At 35.2% G+C, this 21,245-nt stretch carries 22 protein-coding genes and 3 pseudogenes; 20 read left to right on the plus strand and 5 right to left on the minus strand.

Going from position 1 to position 21,245, the window contains the following annotated elements:
- The 6 genes and pseudogenes from H280_RS0119740 to H280_RS0119765 all read left to right on the plus strand — a co-directional run.
- Positions 1–744: thiol-activated cytolysin family protein (locus tag H280_RS0119740; RefSeq protein ID WP_020062849.1), on the plus strand; the 744-nt coding region annotated here is incomplete at its 5' end.
- Between the two features lie 710 nt (positions 745–1,454).
- Positions 1,455–2,327 carry a YitT family protein gene (locus H280_RS0119745; RefSeq protein WP_020062850.1) on the plus strand — a complete coding sequence of 291 codons (873 nt, stop codon included), beginning with the start codon at positions 1,455–1,457 and terminating at the stop codon, positions 2,325–2,327.
- 211 nt (positions 2,328–2,538) lie between these two features.
- Positions 2,539–2,942: pseudogene (gene psiE, locus H280_RS24000) on the plus strand (phosphate-starvation-inducible protein PsiE).
- Positions 2,943–3,060: 118 nt separating this feature from the next.
- Positions 3,061–3,576, plus strand: coding sequence for a spermidine N1-acetyltransferase (gene speG / locus H280_RS0119755; protein ID WP_020062851.1), 516 nt, complete (start codon positions 3,061–3,063; stop codon positions 3,574–3,576).
- A gap of 319 nt (positions 3,577–3,895) precedes the next feature.
- On the plus strand, positions 3,896–4,054 hold the full coding sequence (locus tag H280_RS0119760; RefSeq protein WP_020062852.1) for a XapX domain-containing protein: 159 nt from the start codon (positions 3,896–3,898) through the stop codon (positions 4,052–4,054).
- Between the two features lie 116 nt (positions 4,055–4,170).
- Positions 4,171–4,506 (plus strand): zinc ribbon domain-containing protein YjdM, encoded by a 336-nt coding sequence (locus tag H280_RS0119765; RefSeq protein ID WP_020062853.1) that lies wholly within the window; start codon positions 4,171–4,173, stop codon positions 4,504–4,506.
- Between the two features lie 124 nt (positions 4,507–4,630).
- Here H280_RS0119765 and H280_RS25880 read toward each other — a convergent pair whose 3' ends face one another.
- Positions 4,631–4,750, minus strand: coding sequence for a DUF4027 family protein (locus H280_RS25880; protein ID WP_020062854.1), 120 nt, complete (start codon positions 4,748–4,750; stop codon positions 4,631–4,633).
- 359 nt (positions 4,751–5,109) lie between these two features.
- Positions 5,110–5,928: a LysR family transcriptional regulator gene (locus H280_RS0119780; protein WP_020062856.1), complete on the minus strand. Its 819-nt coding sequence runs from the start codon at positions 5,926–5,928 to the stop codon at positions 5,110–5,112.
- A gap of 119 nt (positions 5,929–6,047) precedes the next feature.
- Here H280_RS0119780 and H280_RS0119785 point away from each other — a divergent pair, with 119 nt between their 5' ends.
- The 5 genes from H280_RS0119785 to H280_RS0119805 all read left to right on the plus strand — a co-directional run bounded on the left by H280_RS0119785 (position 6,048) and on the right by H280_RS0119805 (position 10,448).
- Positions 6,048–6,788 carry an SDR family NAD(P)-dependent oxidoreductase gene (locus H280_RS0119785; protein ID WP_020062857.1) on the plus strand — a complete coding sequence of 247 codons (741 nt, stop codon included), beginning with the start codon at positions 6,048–6,050 and terminating at the stop codon, positions 6,786–6,788.
- A 229-nt stretch (positions 6,789–7,017) separates the two neighbouring features.
- Complete coding sequence (locus H280_RS0119790; protein WP_020062858.1) at positions 7,018–7,608, plus strand: class I SAM-dependent methyltransferase; 591 nt, start codon at positions 7,018–7,020, stop codon at positions 7,606–7,608.
- On the plus strand, positions 7,595–8,179 hold the full coding sequence (locus H280_RS0119795; protein WP_020062859.1) for a DedA family protein: 585 nt from the start codon (positions 7,595–7,597) through the stop codon (positions 8,177–8,179). Before H280_RS0119790 ends, H280_RS0119795 begins: the two co-directional genes overlap by 14 nt.
- 69 nt (positions 8,180–8,248) lie before the next feature.
- Positions 8,249–8,950, plus strand: coding sequence for a response regulator transcription factor (locus H280_RS0119800; protein ID WP_020062860.1), 702 nt, complete (start codon positions 8,249–8,251; stop codon positions 8,948–8,950).
- A 25-nt stretch (positions 8,951–8,975) separates the two neighbouring features.
- Positions 8,976–10,448, plus strand: a complete 1,473-nt coding sequence (locus H280_RS0119805) for a sensor histidine kinase (protein WP_034304023.1) — start codon at positions 8,976–8,978, stop codon at positions 10,446–10,448.
- Between the two features lie 237 nt (positions 10,449–10,685).
- Here the strand turns inward: H280_RS0119805 and H280_RS0119810 are convergent, their stop codons facing one another.
- Positions 10,686–10,931: a hypothetical protein gene (locus H280_RS0119810; protein WP_020062862.1), complete on the minus strand. Its 246-nt coding sequence runs from the start codon at positions 10,929–10,931 to the stop codon at positions 10,686–10,688.
- Between the two features lie 324 nt (positions 10,932–11,255).
- Positions 11,256–11,567 (minus strand): heavy metal-binding domain-containing protein, encoded by a 312-nt coding sequence (locus H280_RS0119820; protein ID WP_020062864.1) that lies wholly within the window; start codon positions 11,565–11,567, stop codon positions 11,256–11,258.
- A gap of 416 nt (positions 11,568–11,983) precedes the next feature.
- Between H280_RS0119820 and H280_RS25360 the strand changes: the two are divergent.
- From H280_RS25360 to H280_RS0119850, 7 genes and pseudogenes are all read left to right on the plus strand, one after another.
- Positions 11,984–12,255 (plus strand): annotated as a pseudogene (locus H280_RS25360) (hypothetical protein).
- A gap of 63 nt (positions 12,256–12,318) precedes the next feature.
- Positions 12,319–12,969: a DsbA family oxidoreductase gene (locus H280_RS0119825; RefSeq protein WP_020062865.1), complete on the plus strand. Its 651-nt coding sequence runs from the start codon at positions 12,319–12,321 to the stop codon at positions 12,967–12,969.
- 389 nt (positions 12,970–13,358) lie between these two features.
- Positions 13,359–14,339, plus strand: coding sequence for an endonuclease/exonuclease/phosphatase family protein (locus H280_RS0119830; protein ID WP_442852834.1), 981 nt, complete (start codon positions 13,359–13,361; stop codon positions 14,337–14,339).
- Between the two features lie 46 nt (positions 14,340–14,385).
- Positions 14,386–15,888 carry a DUF4077 domain-containing protein gene (locus tag H280_RS0119835; RefSeq protein WP_020062867.1) on the plus strand — a complete coding sequence of 501 codons (1,503 nt, stop codon included), beginning with the start codon at positions 14,386–14,388 and terminating at the stop codon, positions 15,886–15,888.
- A gap of 121 nt (positions 15,889–16,009) precedes the next feature.
- Positions 16,010–16,561 (plus strand): sigma-70 family RNA polymerase sigma factor, encoded by a 552-nt coding sequence (locus tag H280_RS0119840; protein ID WP_020062868.1) that lies wholly within the window; start codon positions 16,010–16,012, stop codon positions 16,559–16,561.
- Entirely contained in the window at positions 16,531–17,925 is a 1,395-nt protein-coding gene (locus H280_RS0119845; protein WP_020062869.1) for a DUF4179 domain-containing protein, read from the plus strand. The genes H280_RS0119840 and H280_RS0119845 overlap by 31 nt, the downstream gene beginning before the upstream one ends.
- Before the next feature lie 71 nt (positions 17,926–17,996).
- Complete coding sequence (locus H280_RS0119850; RefSeq protein WP_020062870.1) at positions 17,997–18,119, plus strand: DUF4023 domain-containing protein; 123 nt, start codon at positions 17,997–17,999, stop codon at positions 18,117–18,119.
- A gap of 39 nt (positions 18,120–18,158) precedes the next feature.
- Here the strand turns inward: H280_RS0119850 and H280_RS24005 are convergent.
- Positions 18,159–18,716 (minus strand): annotated as a pseudogene (locus H280_RS24005) (DedA family protein).
- Positions 18,717–19,132: 416 nt separating this feature from the next.
- On the opposite strand from H280_RS24005, the gene H280_RS0119860 reads away from it, so the two are divergent.
- Together H280_RS0119860 and H280_RS0119865 are read left to right on the plus strand one after the other, a co-directional pair.
- Positions 19,133–19,408 carry an ArsR/SmtB family transcription factor gene (locus H280_RS0119860; protein WP_020062872.1) on the plus strand — a complete coding sequence of 92 codons (276 nt, stop codon included), beginning with the start codon at positions 19,133–19,135 and terminating at the stop codon, positions 19,406–19,408.
- Between the two features lie 385 nt (positions 19,409–19,793).
- Positions 19,794–21,227: an amino acid carrier protein gene (locus H280_RS0119865; RefSeq protein WP_020062873.1), complete on the plus strand. Its 1,434-nt coding sequence runs from the start codon at positions 19,794–19,796 to the stop codon at positions 21,225–21,227.
- Positions 21,228–21,245: the final 18 nt, after the last annotated feature.

Below are 21,245 nucleotides of genomic sequence, written 5' to 3' on the forward strand. Positions count from 1 at the left end.
GAGTTAACTCGTAAAGGAGTAAGTAATGAGGCTCCGCCTGTTATGGTGTCAAATGTAGCTTATGGTAGAACAGTTTATGTGAAATTAGAAACATCATCTAAGAGCAAAGATGTACAAGCTGCTTTTAAAGCCTTAATTAAGGGTCAAAGCGTTGAAGCGAGTGGACAGTACAAAGATATTTTTGAAGACAGTACCTTTACTGCTGTAGTATTAGGCGGAGATGCAAAAGAGCATAACAAGGTTGTTACAAAAGATTTTAACGAAATCCGAAATATCATTAAAGATAATGCAGAATTAAGCCCTAAAAATCCAGCATACCCAATTTCATATACAAGCACTTTCTTAAAAGATAACGCAACTGCTGCTGTTCATAACAATACAGATTATATTGAGACTACAACTACAGAATATTCTAGTGCGAAAATGACGCTTGATCATTACGGCGCATACGTTGCTCAATTTGATGTATCTTGGGATGAATTCTCATATGATGAAAATGGAAAAGAAGTATTAATCCATAAAACTTGGGAAGGAAACAACAGAGACAAAACGGCTCATTTCAATACTGTTATACCACTTCCACCAAATTCAAAAAATGTAAAAGTCTTAGCAAGAGAGTGTACAGGCCTTGCATGGGAATGGTGGAGAACAATTATTAATGAACAAAATGTTCCATTAACAAATGAAATCAAAGTTTCAATTGGAGGGACAACATTATACCCAAGTGCTAGTATTAGTCATTAATTAGAAGTGGAAGCGCCCTGTTTAGAGGGCGCTTTTTTACTTGGCTACAAATATATCGGTGATTCGACACAAAAAAGATTTACTATGTAGGTCTCGCTAACATTTTATGTGGTTATCTTAACTAAAATTAAACTTTCTCAACATCACTTCTGTTACCTGTATGATAAAATGGATAAAACAGTTCCCCTTAAGCTGTTTTTTCAAAAGCAATGTACGTGAGAACAAACTCTCTGGTAGGAGGGTTTGTTTTTTTCTAGTTCATTCATAATAATTTCCTTTGAATTTACTATATATTTTAGTGAAGTCAGTACATCAATATGCGTTCTGGAAAGTGAAGTGTTTACCAGTTTTAAAAAGCACGGTGTTATATGTGGAGCTTTTAATATGTTCAATATGTATAAATGCAAATTGAAAAAATGACATAAAAACCACTTTTTTTAGGGGAGGAGACGAGAGCAACTGGCCATGTTTTGTTCTGCATAGCAGCGACTTATATGTTAAAAAGTCAACTTGTATTTATATAGATATTTAAGGTAAATATGATATCATTTTCATATTTTAGGAAGGACTGCTAAGAATTCTGCTTAAAGAGGGAATGCGTATGAAGAAGTATTTTGGTGACAATATGTTAGAATAATTATTAAGAGTAGTCTAGTTGACTCAAAATGGGTAGTCATGAAAAGAGAAAAATTTTGAAACGGAGGAATTACATGAGCATAATCAAAAAACAAAAGCCAAATAAACTAAAAATCAGTTTACGAGTACTAATGATTATTATTGGGGCATTTATAACAGCATATGGATTAGAATCGGTATTAATCCCAAACAATGTATCAGATGGTGGTGTTACGGGTTTAAGTATCGTTAGCTCCAAGCTACTTGGATTACCACTTGGACTTCTCATTGCAATCATTAACATTCCGTTTGTTTGGTTAGGGTATAAGCAAATTGGTAGAAACTTTGCAATTTATTCGATTATCGGTATTGCTTCATTAGCAATTGGTACGGTTCTTATGCACGGAATACCAACTATTATTCACGGTGATACATTGTTAGTTACCGTTGTTGGGGGAATTATTATCGGTTTTGGTATGGGGTTAGCATTGCGTAATGGCGGCGCATTAGATGGAATTGATATGTTAGCTGTATTACTTTCTCGAAAATTACCTTTTGGGACAAGTGACCTCATCTTATTTTTAAACATGTTTGTCTTTATTTTTGTCTCCGCAGTATTTGGTCTTGAAGGGGCCATTCTTTCAGCAATTGCTTACTTTATTGCTTCTAAAGTTATTCACATCGTTGAAGTAGGTTTAAGTGGTTCTAAAACATTTAAAATTATCACAAAGGAACCTGAATTAATGGTAGAGACAATTCGAGATCGCTTAGGTCGAAGTGCAACGTATAATGAAGTTTACGGCGGTTATTCACGTGAACAATTTAAAGAAATTACTTGTGTCATTAACCGTTTAGAAGAAAGTAAAATGAAAGAAATCATTCATGAAATTGATGGAAATGCCTTTGTTACGGTATATGACGTAGCAGAAGTAAAGGGCGGTAATTTCAAAAAGCATGATATTCACTAATAGTTTCATCAAAATCACTTTTTAGTTTTTCTAAAGGTGATTTTTTGTTTTATATTCATGCGTTCATGATTAGCTTGCTTTATGATTTGTAAAATCGCATCGTTAAAAAACAGTTTTACAATTGTGATTACTAAATAGTCATCGTTTGTATAGTAAGGCGGGTTTGTTATAATGTATTAGCATGATTTATCAATAGGGGGGGCTAGAAGAAATGCGATCATTTAATGTTGATGAGTTTATTTCCAGTGTCTTACAATGGATATTAAATATAGCTCTTATCATATTATCTCTTGTGCTATCTATCTTTTTAATTAATGAAACGATTACATTTATACAATACATATTTTCATCAAAAAATACACATCCTATGATTTAGTTGAAAGTATTATTGTTTACTTTTTATACTTTGAATTTATTGCATTAATTATTAAATATTTCAAGTCGAATTATCATTTTCCATTACGATATTTTATTTATATAGGAATTACAGCTTTAATTCGATTAATTATTGTTTCTCATGATGAACCCCTTGAAACATTATTATATGCAGGAGCTATTCTCATTTTAGTCATAGCTTTATATATATCTAATATGAGGGATTTGAAGAAACATTAAAACATAAAAGGATGGTGCAGACCAGGATAATGGTCTGCACTATTTTTTTATACTATTGACCTTCAAGTTACTTAAAAGCTTAGAATATGAATAAAGAGTCATAAAGGAGATTGAAAAAATGAGTCAGGAACTTAAACTACGCCCTTTAGAGCGAGAAGATTTAAAATTTGTTCATGAGCTTAATAACAATGCACATATTATGTCTTATTGGTTTGAAGAACCTTATGAAGCTTTTGTGGAGTTGCAAGATTTATATGATAAGCACATTCATGATCAAAGTGAACGGCGCTTTATAGTGGAAAAAGATAATAGTATGGTTGGATTAGTTGAATTAGTAGAGATTGATTATATTCATCGAAGAACAGAATTCCAAATTATCATTGATCCAAAGTATCAGGGGTATGGTTATGCAGCATGTGCAACTCGTTTAGCAATGGATTACGCTTTTTCAGTATTAAATATGCACAAACTGTATTTAGTCGTAGATAAAGAAAACGAAAAAGCTACACATATTTACAAAAAAGTCGGCTTCATAATTGAAGGTGAGTTACAAGATGAATTTTTCGTTGATGGTAACTATCATAATGCAATCAGAATGTGTATTTTCCAGCATCAATATTTGGAAATGAAATAATAGATTTTTTGCGATTTACTAACAAAATATTCAATTGTAAAATTCAAATTTTATGAATTTTGTATGATGATTCATAATTTGTCACCATTTGTATAGTGAGGCCCCCTTGCCGTATGATTTATTGGATGGAGCGGCGCTTTTTCTCATGTGGGTAGCGGGTGAAAGGTGGCGCTTTTTGTCGAAGCGCCGATATATTTCAAATTTCGCCGATATTTTAAAAAGGAGTGGCGGGATGCATTGTGAGGAATTCAAAAAATACAGGTGGGGAATAGTAATAAAAGGACATACTCGCAAATAAAGCATCTAGGAGGAAGACAATATGCATGAAATTTTTATGTCAACTTTAGCAGGATTAATCGTAGGGGTGATATTTACGCTATTAAAGCTCCCAATTCCTGCACCTCCCGTTTTCTCAGCAATTATGGGGATTATTGGGGTATGGGCGGGAATGAAGATCGTTCAATTCTTTTGGAGTTAACAAAAAAGGAAGCGGGTTTATGCTTCCTTTTTTTGTTATGCACGGGTAGGGTTGTCAATAAAAGAAGACTATGGCAGTATAGAAAAGTATATATAACGAGTGGAGGAACTAAACTGATGTCAAATTTACCAAATTGTCCAAAGTGTAATTCAGAATACACTTACGAAGATGGAGTTCTATTTGTTTGCCCAGAATGTGCGCATGAGTGGACGTTAGAAGCTGCAAGTAATGAAGATGAAAAAGTAATTAAAGATGCGAACGGAAACGTGTTACAAGACGGTGATTCTGTAACAGTAATTAAAGATTTAAAAGTAAAAGGAACCTCATTAGTTGTAAAAATCGGTACGAAAGTAAAAAGTATTCGTTTAGTTGATGGCGATCATGATATTGATTGTAAAATTGATGGCTTTGGACCGATGAAATTAAAATCTGAATTTGTGAAAAAGGCATAAAGTATTTATAAAAACGAAAAAGGATTACCTTGTATTTTCACAAAAGGTAATCCTTTTTTAATTTGCTATCTTTTTTATCATCCTAATCATCGCGGTGTCTAACTCCTTTAAGTAATTTCTATTATTACATGAAAAATTGATGAGCAACCTTGATCAAACCAGCAAGACAAGATAATAATACAAAACCGCCTAAGCAAGAACAAGTAACAATTTGGGTAAATACTAAATCTTGATTTTCATTCATCAGAATCCGCTCCTTTGTCATATTCTCTAGCCTTAGCTTACATGGAATGAAGAAATGGAAACATCGAATTGTCTAACAAGATTCTTACAATATTGTAAGAATTCTTGTAACTACTCAGTTACTTTATGAAAAAAAGGCAGAAAAGCATTTTTAAAATGGTCGAGAGGGACTGGCCATGCATAGAAACGGTCAGGGCCTTTTTCTGCCCCGCGCGATGTTTAAAACACAAGGAGCAAGTAACGGGCATGTTGTATTCTGCATAGCAGTGATTTATATGGCGGGAAATTAACTTCCTAGAGTATACAATCGTTTTTAGCCTTGCTTATTTTATTGTTTCCAAATCAAGAAAAGAGTAAACGTTATAATTCCTTCAAAAACAAAATAAATTTCTCCAAACTTTGGGATCTTTGTTTTCCGTGTTTCATAATAAAATCAACCTTCATTTTGTTTCGTAGTTTTTTATGCTGTATGTCTTTCAGTTCTTTTATAACATCTGCTGGTAGGATGCTGATCCCAAGTCCGACATGAACAGCTTGGAGAATAGATTCAAGAGAATCAAATTCAATTATGGCTGGTTGACTCCAATTTTGTTTCTCGGCGAAATCTAATAGCTTGTTTCTATATATACAACTTGGATCACCATTTACAAGTAGTGTTGGCTGCTGCTGTTCATTTGGAGAAATGAGTACGATGTCTTCAAAATAATGATAAACACTTTCGAACTGTGAATCGTTATATGAACCGCTTATGAAAATTCCATCAACCTCCCCGTAAGCAAGCATTTCTTGTAATTGTAGCTTGTTAGCCGTTTTTACTTTTACATCAATGCTCTGATTAGACTGTAAAAAGGCAGAGAGTAAGCGGGGAACTTTCACAGCAGAAATGGTTTGTGGTGCCCCGATAATTAAAGATTCTCGCCACTTTTTAGGGTTTAGTTTTGATTTTGCTTCATCCATTAACATCATAATTTTGTTTGTATAATCCAACAAAATTTTTCCGTCTTCAGTCAATGTTACCCCTCTATTATTACGCTTCAGTAATTTAACACCTAGTTCTTCTTCTAAACCTTTTATGCGCTGGCTAATATTTGGCTGCACATATCCGAGTTTTTCGGCAGCTCTAGAGATAGATTGTAATTCGGCAACATGTTTAAAAATCCATAAGTCATGACTTTCCAAAATAGATCCCTCCACTGATATCATTTGAAATGATATCAACCTTATTATTCTGTATTATACCTTTCGTAAGAGCAAGGATACAATGAGTGATAACAAATACGATAGGGGGAGAAGTAAAAATGGAGATAAAAGATAAAGTAGTCATGATAACAGGCGGCGGTACTGGTATTGGAAGGGCGACGGCTTTGAAGCTAGCAGATGCAGGGGCGAAAGTTGTCATCAATTACAGCCGTTCGGAACAAGAAGCAGTAGAAACAAGGGATGAAATTGTAAAGCGCGGAGGTACAGCGCTCGTTTTAAAAGCTGATGTTGCAATAGAAGCAGAAGTGGAAGATATGGTCCTGCAAACTGTGGAGTCTTTTGGAACAGTAGATGCTTTAGTAAATAATGCGAGTATAACAGCGCAAATACCGATGGATGATTTGCAGTCTGTAACAGATGAAGTGTGGGATACTCTTTTCAACGTAAATGTGAAAGGGATGTTTCATTGTATAAAGGCTGTTGTTCCTTATATGAAGAAGCAAGGGTCGGGTGCAATCGTGAATATAGGAAGCGTAGCTGGGACAACAGGACTAGGTTCGTCTGTTCCGTATGCAGTAACAAAAGGGGCCATTCATACGATGACAAGATCGTTAGCTATCTCACTCGCACCTCAGATTAGAGTGAATAGTATCGCTCCTGGTGCAGTTCATACAAGGTGGTGGGCGGATCATGAAGAGAAGATGCATCAACTTGCTGGGAACATCCCGCTGAAAAGAATTTCAACACCTGATGAAATTGCTGATGCAATCCTGTTTCAATTGACGCAAGAATCGATTACGGGGCAGATATTTACAATTGATAATGGACAGACGCTATGAAGTTGTAGGAATTGATTTTGGCATGAACTTTGTTGCCACTTTGTATGATTCGAATGACCGCCCTTTTTTCATTTGGGAAGAATGAATCGGTAGCGTAAAGCAGTACATAAAGGGGATTTTTATAGGGGAGGTTTCTTAAGAAAAACTTAAGAAACCTCCCCATTATTTGTTAAGAAATGCAATTTATACTGAGACCTATACAATACCGATGAAATGAGGTGATGTTTCAATGCAACTTATTACATTTTTAGCTGAGTTTATCAAGCATCCTAAACACATTGGAGCGATTGCACCGAGTTCGAAACTATTAGCGAAAAAAATGGTGGATGCAATTAATTTTGAAGATGCAAAATACATCGTGGAATTAGGGCCAGGCACAGGGGTTTTTACAAGAGAGATTACGAGGCGAAAACAGAAACACACCACGGTTATTCTGATTGAAGTTAATGAAGTTTTTGTGAGGGATTTACAGAAACAGTTTAGGGATGATCCGAATGTTTTCGTTATTCACGGATCGGCTGAAAATATACAAACGTATATGAGAGAGTTACAGATAGACAGCGTCGATTATATATTATCTGGTTTACCATTTACTTCGTTACCGATGGAAGTATCATCGCGTATTTTAAGCAATGTGATGGATGTGTTACAAGAACATGGTGAGTTTATTACATTTCAATATTCGCTCACCCGGAAATCGTTTATACAAACTTTTTTTCCGAAAGTATCTGTTACAAAGGTTTGGTTTAATTTCCCGCCAGCTTATGTATTGGATTGTAGAAAAGAAGTAGGGAGTGCTGTTATGTATGGAGTTACATGAATTGTTATCTTATATTCAGCATTACGGTTATGGGGCTTTGTTTTTTTGCTTATGGTTAGGAATTGTTGGTATGCCGATTCCAGATGAAATGGTCGTGATGAGCGGCGGATTGGTTTCATCTATGCATATATTAATGCCCATTCCGGCTTTTCTATTAACGTATTTAGGCGTTGTATCGGGGCTTTCGTTAGGGTATATCCTTGGAAAGACAGTCGGTTCCAAAGTTTTGGATGCATTGATGAAAAAGAAGAAGGCGAAGTATCTTTGGAAATCACAAGCATTGCTTGATCGATATGGACATTATGCATTAGTAATTAGCTATTTTATACCGGTAGTGAGACATATCGTTCCTTACTTAGTTGGAATCAACAATATGTCATTTAGAGCGTATGCTTTGTATTCATATGTGACAGGATTTGTTTGGACGTTGTTGTATTTTATGCTTGGGTATATGTTTGGAGGTAATATCAATCACATTGTAGAACTCACAACGAAGTATGGGTTCGTTTTTGGGAGTATTCTTGTGGTAATATTCGGCGTGTACTACATAGGGAAAGAGATTAAGGGATAATGTAACAAAATATCAAATTTGTTTGTTAGAATATTCCTATAATAGATTACTAATGTTGGAGGAGAGAGTGTGAGTCAAGAAACAATACTTGTCGTAGATGATGAAAAAGAAATTCGTGATTTGATTGCGATTTATTTGAAGAATGAAGGATATGAAGTGCTTCAAGCTGGGGATGGTGCAGAGGGGTTAGAAATATTACAAAAGCAACAAGTACACTTAGTTGTATTAGATATTATGATGCCGAAGCTAGACGGTATTCATATGTGTATGAAGGTAAGAGAAATAGCGGAGATGCCAATTATTATGTTATCGGCTAAAACGCAAGACATGGACAAAATTTTAGGCTTAACAACCGGAGCAGATGATTATATTACGAAACCTTTTAATCCATTAGAATTGATTGCACGTATTAAATCGCAGCTGCGCAGGTATATGAAAATGAGCGGGGGTTTTGTGCAAAATACAGATGAAATTGAAATTGGTGATATGAAAATAAATGTTGCAACGCATGAAGTGATTGTTGCAAATCAAGAAGTGAAATTGACACCGAGGGAATTTTCGATTTTAGAGTTACTGGCGAGAAATAGCGGGATGGTATTTAGTGCGGATCAAATTTATGAACGCATTTGGAAAGAACATTCCTTCCAATCTGATAATACGGTTATGGTACATATTCGAAAAATCCGCGAGAAGACCGAAGAAACTCCGAGGAAGCCTCGTTATATAAAAACAGTGTGGGGAGTGGGATATAAGATTGAAAAAGATATTTAGAAACATATTTAGACCGATTGGTTGGATGATTCGAACTGTAAAAAAAATATTATATAAAATCATAAGAGGGGTACAACAGAGTATACGTGTACAACTTATGGCTACGTTTGCTTTTTGTATTCTGCTCGGTGTGATAGGAGGTTGGGCATCGTCTCCGCTTTTTCAAGGAGTCAATAAGCATGCTGTTATTGATTATTCGTCAGGTATGCGAGGAATCGATACAACCGCAGAAAGACTTGTTGGGGTTATTACAAGAGAGGGTGCTTTAATTAACGTACAAGAAATTCTTGAATGGCCAGAGTATCAGAGAACATTGAAAGTTTTAATTGTAGATGAGGATGGAAAAGTTGTATATAAGACAAAAGGGGCTCAGGAAGAACAGATTAATCTTCATAGTACCATTCGTAATATCATGAGCTTTAAAATAAACCGCTCTAGTTATGAAAATCAAGATGTAATACATGAAAGTAGGCGTAAAGAATTTACAACTTTTTATCCTGTTACAATTCAAGAAAAAAACATGTATTTAATTGCAAGTGGTATACCCCAAGGGAATATTATAGAGGTCCAAAGTGATAGCCCGTTTCCGTTTTTGGTTGGCCTTGTTACTTTTTTATTTTCTTTCTTTTATATAACAAAAAGGAAGATGAAGCAAATTGAAGCAATGGCAGAAGGTGTGAAAGAAATCGCAAAAGGGAATTTAGCATATCGAATTGAAAAAAAGGGAAAAGATGAAATGGCCTTATTAACAGAAAATATTAATCATATGGCAGAAGAGCTTATGGTGAATATTGAAAAAGAACGAAAAATTGAAAAGCAAAAAAATGAGTTAATTACTAATGTATCGCATGATTTACGAACACCGCTTACTTCTATTATGGGATATTTGCGTTTATTACGCGATGCCAAATATGAAAATAGAGAACAGTACGATGAGTATATAAAAATTGCCTTTTCAAAGTCAGAGCAGTTGAAGAACCTAATAGAAGATTTATTCGAATACACAAAGTTAAAAAATGAAAAAATTATGTTAGAAAAACAAGAAGTGTGCGTAAACGAACTTCTTGATCAATTAATTGAAGAACTTGTACCGCAAGCAGAGGAACATGGTCTTTCCTTTGTGAAAGAATTTCCGGAAGATCGTTTATACGCTTCCTTGGATTCAGAAAAAATGGTCCGCGTGTTTGATAATTTATTAATGAATGCCATTAAGTATAGTAAAGATGAGGGAGAAATTATCGTTACACTTCAAAGAGAGCGCCGTAACATTCGCATTTCCATTGCAAACGAGAGTGAAGAGTTTACAAAAGAAGAGTTAGAGAACTTATTTGAACGCTTCTATAAAAAAGATCAATCAAGAAGCAGGGTATCAGAAGGATCGGGGCTTGGACTTGCGATTGCCAAAAGTATTGTGGAACTAGAAGGTGGAGAAATACGGGCGGAATATGAGAATGGGGTAGTTCAGTTTATGATTGTATTGCCAGTTGTGGCGGAGTGATACTGTGATGAAAAAGAACAGCAAAGATGATATGTCTTGGCGGATATTGGAGTTATGGATATCGATTCCGAGGAGTATTCGTTTGGCATTTTTGTGGTCCGTTATTTTAGGATTTTCCTACTTGGGTTGGGTGAAATTTATACGTAGACTATTTGAATTTGAGTAAAATGTGGCAATTGAGGATTACTCAAACGAATTTAACCAACATTTTTTGAAAAAGCTTAGAAGCTTAGATATTCAATCTTTGATAAGTATATATATTAGTAACAGCGCGAGGAATGTTGCCGGAAGATAGATAGGATCAGGAAGAAATTTCAATACCCAAATAGAAGTTGTAATTGTAGATACTAGAAGGAAGGACACCCATTCTTCATGGTCAAATTTCTTTTTGTTAGATAGAACAATTACATATCCGACTAAGGGGATAACGATACAGATTATATATAAGAACTTGTCTCGTAAATACCATGGCCTTCGTTTCATAGGTTTTCTCCTGTGCAAATTAGGTTGTATTATAATAATTATACAAAAAGCGATTTTCCCTAGCAATATATGGTTTTCGAGAATTGTTTGGAAAACTATGGAATGGTACAATGTAGATAATACTATGTAAAGTAAGGGGAAATGGTAATGGGAATCTTCACAGCGATTGTAGTAACGAGTTCAATTTTATTTTTAGCTTGGGCTGTAGGGAACCGAGAAAAGGGACAGCGGCAATAAGATTAGGTAATCAAAAGAGTTTGATGTGTAACTCATTATAAAAAAAGGAGCACCTCAATCTTCAAGAGGTGCTCCTTTTCTAACTATTTACACACGTACAGCTGTACCGCTTACTGCCACCATTAACATTCCGTCACGAACCACTTCGTAGTCTACATCGATACCGACGATTGCATTAGCACCCTTTTGCGTTGCAAGTTGTTTCATTTCTTCCATTGCAATGTCACGAGCTTCTTTTAATTTACTTTCATATGCACCAGAACGGCCACCTACAACGTCACGAACAGAAGCGAAGAGGTCACGTACGATATTAGCACCCATAATTGCTTCACCGTTTACGATGTCTACATACTCGATAATTTCTTTGCCTTGAATAGTATTAGTTGTTGTTACGATCATTTTTAACACGCTCCTATAATCTTTAAAAGTTTATTGTTATTTCTTATGCTCTTATTATTACATGGAAACAGTACGGAAACTATTTAATAACCTTACATAAAGATGACAGTTTCGTAAGATTTCCTAAGTACTGAAATGAACAATATATACAAGTTGAAAAATAGGCATAAAACCTTTTCCTTTTTTAGGTGGGGGAGAGCATCTGACCGCGCATAGAAACGGTCAGGGCCTTTTCCTACCACATGCAAAGTTTAAAACAAAAGAAGAAAGCGAGTGCAGGTCATAGTATAAATTCCATAGCATCGACTTATATGCTGAACGCTTAAAATGGCTATCAAGTTGAAAAAATATTTTTAAGGACACTTGACTTCTATTTTAGATGTAACTAAAATGATTACAACGATAGGGCGATAAACATAAAAATTAGTAGTCGTTTTACAATTGCTGTGTATATTCGATCTTTCCTAAAAAATAATCCACCTTCTATTTGTACTTCAGAGTATATAGTGGAAAGTTATTTCATTTTCATGAAAATCCCAATCCTAATTGTCCGGTGGGAGCAAATATACAAGCCGTTTTAGAAGTGATTTTAGTTCAGGCACAAGAAGCGCTTGAGCTCGTATTGGAAAGCATAACAATGGAGAAATTAGTTACACCATTAGTAAATCAAATACATTCTGCAAAGTAATTTTTAAAAATTTAGTTATAACTAAATTGATTACAATGAAAAGAAAAGTGAGGGAACATAAACATGACTGTAAAAATTAAAGCTTATTCTGATTTTATATGTCCATTTTGTTTTTTAGGAAAAGCTCCTTTGGATGAGATTGTAAAGGGGAAAGATGTAGAAGTAGAATGGATGCCATTTGAATTACGTCCAAGTCCATATCCGAAAATTGATCCGTGGAAGGAGCCTGACAAGCTAGGTTCATGGGATTCATTTATTGTTCCTACCGCAAAAAAATTAGGGGTAGAAATGCATTTACCTCGTGTTTCTCCGCACCCATATACAAACCTTGCCTTTGAGGGATACCACTTTGCGAAGGAACATGGAAAAGGAAATGCGTTTCATGATAGAGTGTTTGCTGCCTTTTTCCAAGAAGAACAAAATATTGAAGATATCGAAGTATTAACAAAATTGGCAGGGGAAGTCGGACTCCCTAAAGAATCATTTAAAGAAGCATTAGTATCAAGAAAGTATAAAGACGTACAAGAAGAAGTGTTGCGACATGCTTACGAAGAAGCACAAATTATGGCGGTTCCAACATTTATCATTGGTGATGAAGTGATTCAAGGATTAGCGAGCAAAGAAAGATTAGCAAAAGCAATCGATCAAGAGCTAGCAAAAAGTAAAGAAAATGAGTTAGATGGAATGCAATGTAATATAGATGGATATTGTTAATAAGAGATTGGATGATAATCAACATATAAAATATTGGAGGAAAGAAAAAACGTCTCAAGTATTAGAGACGTTTTTTATATTTATATAATGATTTTAAAATATTAACAACATCATTATTTGTTAATCAAAATATAAAGATATAAAATTATTAATGTGGTAAAATAAACTTGTTTCTTTATGAAGTAAGTAATATTTATTTATCATAACATAACATATAATGTTCTGAATTATTTTTATTTATTGAAGAAAGGAGGTATTTACAGTATATTTTTGTAGAAACATTTATTTTGATATAAAAAGGGGTTATTTATTTGAAAAAAATATTTAAAGCGCTTTTATTACTAGTAGCATTAGTATGCGGTAGTGTAGCTGTATTTTTAGCCTATATTATGATTACAGATGAGAAACCTGTTAGTGTTCTGAAATTAAATGTAGAAAATAAAAATGAAAAGGTCTTAAAACAGGGAGACACATTTACAGCGACGACTTTTAATATAGGATATGCTGGTTTGGATAAAGATCAAGACTTTTTTATGGACGGGGGAGAAGGCTCTCGTTCTAGTAGTAAAGAACAAACAGAAAAGAATCTGAAAAACATGCTATCTTTTTTACAAAAAGAAGATTCTGATTTCATCTTATTACAAGAAGTGGATACAAAATCTTCAAGATCATTTGATGTGAATGAATATGACGTATTTAAGAATGGTTTGAAGAACTATGAATCTTCTTTCGGACATAACTATCATGCACAGTGGGTACCTGTGCCGATTACTAATCCAATGGGATATGCGAATTCAGGAATGAGTTCGTTTTCTAAGTATAAGATTGATACAGCAACAAGATTTCAACTGCCGGGGAAAGAGCCTTGGCCAAAACAACTATTTGATTTAGACAGAGCAATTGTTGAGCATAAAATTCCTGTGAGCAATGGGAAATATTTAAGACTAGTCAACCTTCATTTATCTGCTTATGATAAAGGCGGAAAAATAAGAAGGCAGCAAGTTGATTATTTGAAAGAGTATATGAACGAACACTATAAAAACGGAGACTATGTGATACTTGGCGGTGATTGGAATCAACTCGTTTCTGATGTACAACTAAAAGATCCGAAGTTTCAAAAAGTATGGCCTGAATGGTTAGTAGAGTTGCCAAAAGATTTCACAGACGGTGGATTCCAGTGGGCAGTAGACCCGACTGTTTGGACTGTTCGCGATGATGTGAAAAAATATGTAGAAGGTGAAAATTTCGTTACGATTATTGATGGATTTTTAGTTTCGCCAAATGTAGAAATCGTAAATGTACATGGGAATGATCTGAAGTTTGAAAATAGCGATCATAATCCGGTAAGTGCAGTATTCAAATTAAAATAATCTTTATTTTGTGGTTAACTTTTATTTTGAAAGGAAAGTTTCGTATATGGAGTGGTTAAAGAGAAAATGCTTTTCTAATCTTGAGCAAGAATCACAAAAAAATCATTTATTACTGTTCATTAGCATGTTCAGTTTTTTCTTAGGAATCGCTGCAATTAGTTATTACGGATATATCTTTACGGCTAGAGCGATCCCGTTTTGGGTATGCGGTGCCTCTCTGTTTATAGTAGGGACTCTCCTTAATCTCGTTCCGAAAATGGTCTATATGTATAAATATATTATGACCTGTATGTTATTAGTGATGTCGTATATTATGGTTCAAACGTTTAATGAAAGTCCAGCTATTTTTCAAATGGTCTATTTTACATTAGCGGTTTCCTTAATTTATTTAAGTGAGCGCCTTATTTTAATGCTTGGAGGAGTCGCTGTTATTACGGCATTTATCCTTTGTAACTACTGGCCAGAGCAGTTTTTTGCTTATACTGCCGCTTCGGAAGCAGCTAATTTCGCAAGTTTACTGGCGATTGTGACGCTGGCAATGTGGGGTGTTACGAAAATCGGAAAAAGTCTTCTTGTACGTCTAAATAAAGAAAAGCAAGAAGTAATGAGAAAAGCTGTGGAATTAGAAAATACGCAAAGGCTAATTGAAGAAACGGTTCTAAAATTAGATCAAAATTTTAATAGCTTAAAAAATAATGTGAATAATTCAATGGAATCGATAGGAGAAATTAATGTTGCCTTTCAAGAAGTAGCCACGGGGGCGCACTCTCAATCAGAAATGATGTCACGTTCTGTAGAAGTACTGAATGATATGGAGACAAATATTGAACACATTATTTCACAGGTAAGAGAAGTATCGACAAATGTTGATGAAAGTTTAGAAGTTTCGAAGGTAAGTGTAGGCACGCTGCAAAACTTTGAACAACATATGCGGAGCTTAAGTGGAATTCTTACACAGTCAGGACTTATATTTGGAGAATTAACAGAGCAATCGAAAAGGATTACGGAGATTGCGGATGTAATTACAGGAATCTCAGATCAAACGAGTTTGTTAGCGCTAAATGCCAATATTGAAGCAGCGAGAGCGGGCGAGCATGGAAAAGGGTTTGCGATTGTAGCGAGTGAGGTATTAAAACTTGCGGAAGGGTCAAATCGCTCGGCTGGAAGTATTCAAGGCATTTTAAAAGATTTTAGCAATCAAGCAAGTAAGATAGAAGAGCAAGTCGGGAAAGGGAAAAAAGTGCAAGAAGAGTGTAATAAAATGTTGTCGGACGTTCTAGCAAATGTAAGCAGCCTTGGTATATTTATTGATTCTATTAATCGGTTAATGACAGAAATTGTTCAACATCAAGAAAGCTTCCAGGTGAAAACGACGAATATCGTTCAAGATGTCACGTACGCGTCTACTGTCATTCAACAAACATCCACTGCGACAGAGGATGTACTCGTAAGTGTGGAAGAAGAAAGAAGACGTAATGAAACGTCTGTTGAAGCGTTACATACTGTAGCAGCGCAAGTGAAACAGTTAGAAGCAATTTTAGAGAAATAGATCAACAAATTTGTCTTAAAAAACGTCTCAGCTATGTTGGGACGTTTTTTTATGTAAGAAGTATAAATTTTTGAAACCAAAACATTCCATATCCTATCTAATAAGTGGAAGGAGGGATAAGATGGATGAAATAAAGTTAGTAAAAAAAGCAAAAAAAGGAGATGATGAAGCATTTGAACAGCTCATTAGCCTCCATCAAGACCAATTATATCGCACAGCTTACATGTATGTGCAAAATAAAGAAGATGCCTTAGATGTCGTACAAGAAACAGTTTATAAAGCATACATATCTTTAGAGCAATTACAAAAACCAAACTTTTTTCTGACGTGGTTGACGCGTATTTTAATACATAATGCTTACCAATTACTAAATGAGAAGAAGAAGGTTCAACAATTAGAAGATAGCAGAGAATGTAGAGATCTACGAAACGTAGCAAACCGAATTGAGCAAAACATTGACTTGCAAGTAGCAATCGGAAAACTCGACGAGAATTATCAAACGGTTATTATTTTACATTATTATTACGATCTTCCGATAAATCAAATTGCGTGGCATATGAATGTACCTGAAGGAACTGTCAAAACGTATTTGCATCGAGCAAGAAAATCGTTAAAAAAATTATTAGGAGGGAGTGATGAGAATTGGATAAACAGTGGGTTAATGATGAAATAAATAAAATCGAAGTTCCTCGGGAAGATTTACAGATCGCGATAAAAAAAGGTATGAATAGAGCGAAGCAAGAAAAGCCAGTAAAAAGAAAAGATAAACGAAGAAAGATTGCATGGTTAGCCGCTGCATCAGTATGTATAGGTGTGCTAGGTTCAGGGTTTATTTTCCCGCAAATGAATCGTGTACTAGCGGAAGTTCCGCTTATAGGAAAAGTGTATGATTATTTTCATGATACGATGGGGCAAAATTTGTTTGCGAGCAAACTTGTAACAGAATTGAATCAACAAGCAGTAAGCAATGGGATTAGTGTAACAATGAAAAGCGTGTATTACGATGGTGGCCGGATCGGGATAACATTTACGGTTGATAATCCAGATAAAGTAGGGAAAAGTGCTGTATCTCATGGTAGTTTCTATTATACATGTAAGCTTGCTGACGGAAGTCCAAGGTGGATGATGGCAGCCTCGATGGACGGGAGAGTGACGAAGAATGGTTGGTTTGGAAACATTGAGATTAACTATCCAGAAAAAGAATTGCCGCCGAATACAACATTGCCAATTACCATTACATCTATCGGGGAAACGAGAGGGTTCTGGAAGTTTGATATTCCAGTGAAGCAATTAGAGAATGAAAAAATCAACCCGCAGCAGTCGGTTAGCAGCGAGGATGAACAGCATACATTTAACTTTGGAACGATTACAGTCGGTAAAGAATCTGCAACGATTGACTATAAAGCAATTTATCCGCTTGTAGGAGAGAACGACTTAGCGCGAATCCATAAAATAACAGATGATAAGGGGAAAGAAGTTCATATGTCCACTTCAGGAATTGAATTTGGCAGGGAAAAAGTGAACGGTCATGTAGAATCCGAAGAACGTTCTATTTTCGAAAAAATTCCTGATAGTGCGGAATTCATTACAATATATCCTTTTGTACGATTATCAGAAAAACCAGCAATTGTGAAGCTAGATGAAAAAACACCATTTGAAATTAAGAGCACGCGCAGTGATTTCAAAATCATTGTTAACCACATCGAGCATAAGAGTCAGCGGCTAATTGTGAATTACACACTTCAAAATGTCGATACAAAACATATATCTATGGACGAGTTAATCAATTTTGGTGAGACGATGAATCTAACTGATTCTTCGTACGTGAATTATGATATTGTACCGCGTGGGCATAATGTAAAAGGAAGTACAGTGAAAGTACTAGATAAGGAAAAACTTCAATTTGAAGGAACGTTTCAATTAGATGGAAAATATGGTGTGGAGAATTTCAGTGTAAAGGATTATGTACTAGAGGTACTGATGTCACCGTATCACGCAGAGAAACCATTACCACCTATTCAAATTAAAGTAAAGTAAAGCGATACTTCATGATTTTATGTGCAATTGGTTATAGTAACAAAAGAACGATAACCAAGGAGGCTGCAACTATGGATAACGGTAGTAATTTTGTAGAGAAACTGCACGATACACAGGAGAAAGCAGAACGTAATAAAAAGCGTCAAGGTAACGGGAACCCAGGCAAGAAAAAGCCAAATAAAACGCATAAATAAAGAAGAAACCCACCTTTTGGAAGGTGGGTTTTCTTGATTTCATTGCGTTGCATTTGTTTTTTTTCTGCGAATGTATAGAAAAGCCAAAGCGGCAAGAATGGCAAAAATGATTAGTACAATTAATAAAACAAGCCCATAACGGTGAACATAATGGTTGATTAGATGCTAATCTTTCCCGAATACTAATCCTAATTGAATAAAAGTAAAGTTCCATATGAATGCTCCTAGATAAGCGTACAGACAAAATGTCCGAATACGCAGACTGGAAATGCCGGTTAAATAGGCAGTAACATGCCGCACACCTGGAATGAAGTAGCCAAAAATCAGTAAAGGAGGACCGATTTTTTGAAAGAGAGTTTGTGTCCGAGCAATTTTGCTTTCTGTAATGTGCATTTTAGGGCCAAATTTTTTTAAGAAGGGAAGTCCAAGTCTTTTTCCTAATATATAACTAAGGGAAATACCAACTGCCGAGCCAAACCATGCACTTAATAAGGCGATAGAGAAGTGCATCTTCCCTTGAAATATATAATATCCTACAAAAGTTAATAACGTTTCATCTGGTATTGGTAATCCGATAATACCTCCAACTAATGCCATAATTAGTCCGAAATATCCATAATGCGAAATGACATAATTTAAGTGCTGTTCTATTTGTGATCACCGTCCGTTTCATCTGCAATAAGAACTGTTGTATATGTCTTTTAGTTTCACCTAATTACGAGTAATCATTACTATATAAATACAAATTGAAAAAATGACATAAAAACCACCTTTTTTAAGGGAGGAGACCAGAGCAACTGGCCATGCATAGCAGCGACTTATATATTTCTTCATTATGGAGAATCTCGCTTCAGAGTCAAAAAAACGTTGTTAAATTCATTTCTAACAATTTTTGAAAATTTTTTTAAACTTTTTTAAAAAAATTTCAAACGACGGACATAAAACGAGAGGTCTCTTCGAATAATATAATGAATCATTATAATCACTATATATATATAAAGGAGAAATGGAATATGGCTGAAATAGTAGAAAGATATGAAGATATTGCAGAGGTATTAAAAGTATTGGCACATCCAGTGCGTTTAAATTTAGTTGAAACATTAATTACAAAAGGACCTACGAACGTAACAACGATGTATGAGAAATTAGACATGCCTCAAAGTACAGTGAGTCAGCATTTAGCGAAGTTAAAAGCTGCGAAAGTTGTTTCGGGCACTCGAAAAGGGTTAGAAATTTATTATGAAGTAGTGGACAATCGCGCGCGAGAGATTGTAGCTAATATCATTTAATTGAAAATAATGGGGTTTTTATATTTTTTAACAGTCTAATATTTTATTGTAGACTCTAAAATATAATATTAGACTGTTAAACGATTTATAGAGAGAAGAATAGCAAGTCGTATTTTGTTCTGCATAGCAGCAACTTATATAAATTCATGTTAAAAAGCACAATTCGGTTAGGGAGAATTGTGCTTTTTTAATGGATTATATTTCCGTGTCAGAAAATGTGACATGAATTTTATTCTGTAAGCGTTTGTATTTGGGAGTATTTCAAAGAAAAACAGAGTATTCGAGAGGTAATATGATATGAAGTTGTTATTTTGTCGAAAAATGTTGATTTTTGATTGTATTTAAATTACAATTGAATTTGTGTAAGAAAAAAGGGAGGGACAACATGATTAGCATTTTTGAAAAGTTCGTTGGCGCAACGAATAATATTCTATGGACGTATGTAATTATTGCAATGTTAATTGGCTTAGGCCTTTATTTTTCTTTTAAACTTAAGTTTGTTCAAATTCGTCATCTAGGGGAAATGGTACGTTTAATGACGGATGGATTGACGGGAAAAACGCGTAAAAAAGGAAGCGTTTCTTCTTTCCAAGCTTTTTGTATGAGTTCGGCAGCCCGCATCGGGATCGGGAACTTAGCAGGGGTAGCACTAGCGATTTCTATGGGAGGTCCAGGTGCGGTATTTTGGATGTGGTTAATTGCGATTATTGGAGCATCTTCAAGTTTTGTAGAGAGCACATTAGCGCAAATTTATAAAATAAAAGATGGCAGCGGGTTCCGCGGTGGTCCAGCTTATTATATGGAAAAAGGTTTAAATAAACGTTGGATGGGAATTTTATTCTCAATCTTAATTACAATTAGTTATGGGCTAATTTTCAACTCTGTACAAGCAAATACAGTGACACTTGCATTTGAAAATGCATTTGGTCTTGAGCGTTATGTAGTTGGGATTGCACTTTCTCTTTTAGTTGGGGTTATTATTTTCGGCGGTGTTAAGAGCATTGCACGTATGTCAGAACTGATTGTACCACCAATGGCAATTGTATATATTGGAATTGCAGTGTTTGTTGTGATTAAAAACATCACATTGCTTCCAGATGTATTCACAGAAATCTTTATGAATGCATTTGGTTTAAAAGAAGCAGTGGGCGGCGGCGTTGGTGCTGCGATTATGATGGGTATTAAGCGCGGTTTATTTGCGAACGAAGCAGGTATGGGTAGTGCGCCGAACGCAGCAGCAACAGCCAATGTAACTCACCCTGCAAAGCAAGGATACATTCAAACGATTGGTGTATTAGTTGATACGTTCTTAGTATGTACATCTACAGCATTTATCGTACTATGCTCTGGTGCTTACAAGACACCAGGTTTAACAGGTATTGAATTAACACAAGTTGCATTAAGTTCACAAGTTGGATCTTGGGCAAGTGGTTTCTTAGCAATTATTATTTTCTTGTTTGCGTTTAGTTCCTTACTAGGAAACTATTATTATGGTGAAACGAACATTGAATTTATTAAGACGAGCAAGCTTGGGCTAACATTATATCGTTTTGCAGTAGTTGGAATGGTTATGTTCGGTTCTGTTGCAGCTGTCCAAATTGTTTGGGATATGGCTGATTTATTCATGGGCTTCATGGTAATCACAAACTTAATTGCGATTGCCCTTCTTGGTAAATTTGCATTTGCTGCACTTAAAGACTATGTGAAGCAGAAGAAACAAGGGAAAGATCCTGTATTCCATGCAAGTTCTATTCCGGGATTAAAAAATGCAGAATGCTGGGAAGATCCAGTGATTGAAAAAGACAAACAAGTAGGATAGTAACGCAAAGGAGCATAG

This window comes from Bacillus sp. 123MFChir2 (assembly GCF_000383235.1).
GTDB lineage: Bacteria > Bacillota > Bacilli > Bacillales > Bacillaceae_G > Bacillus_A.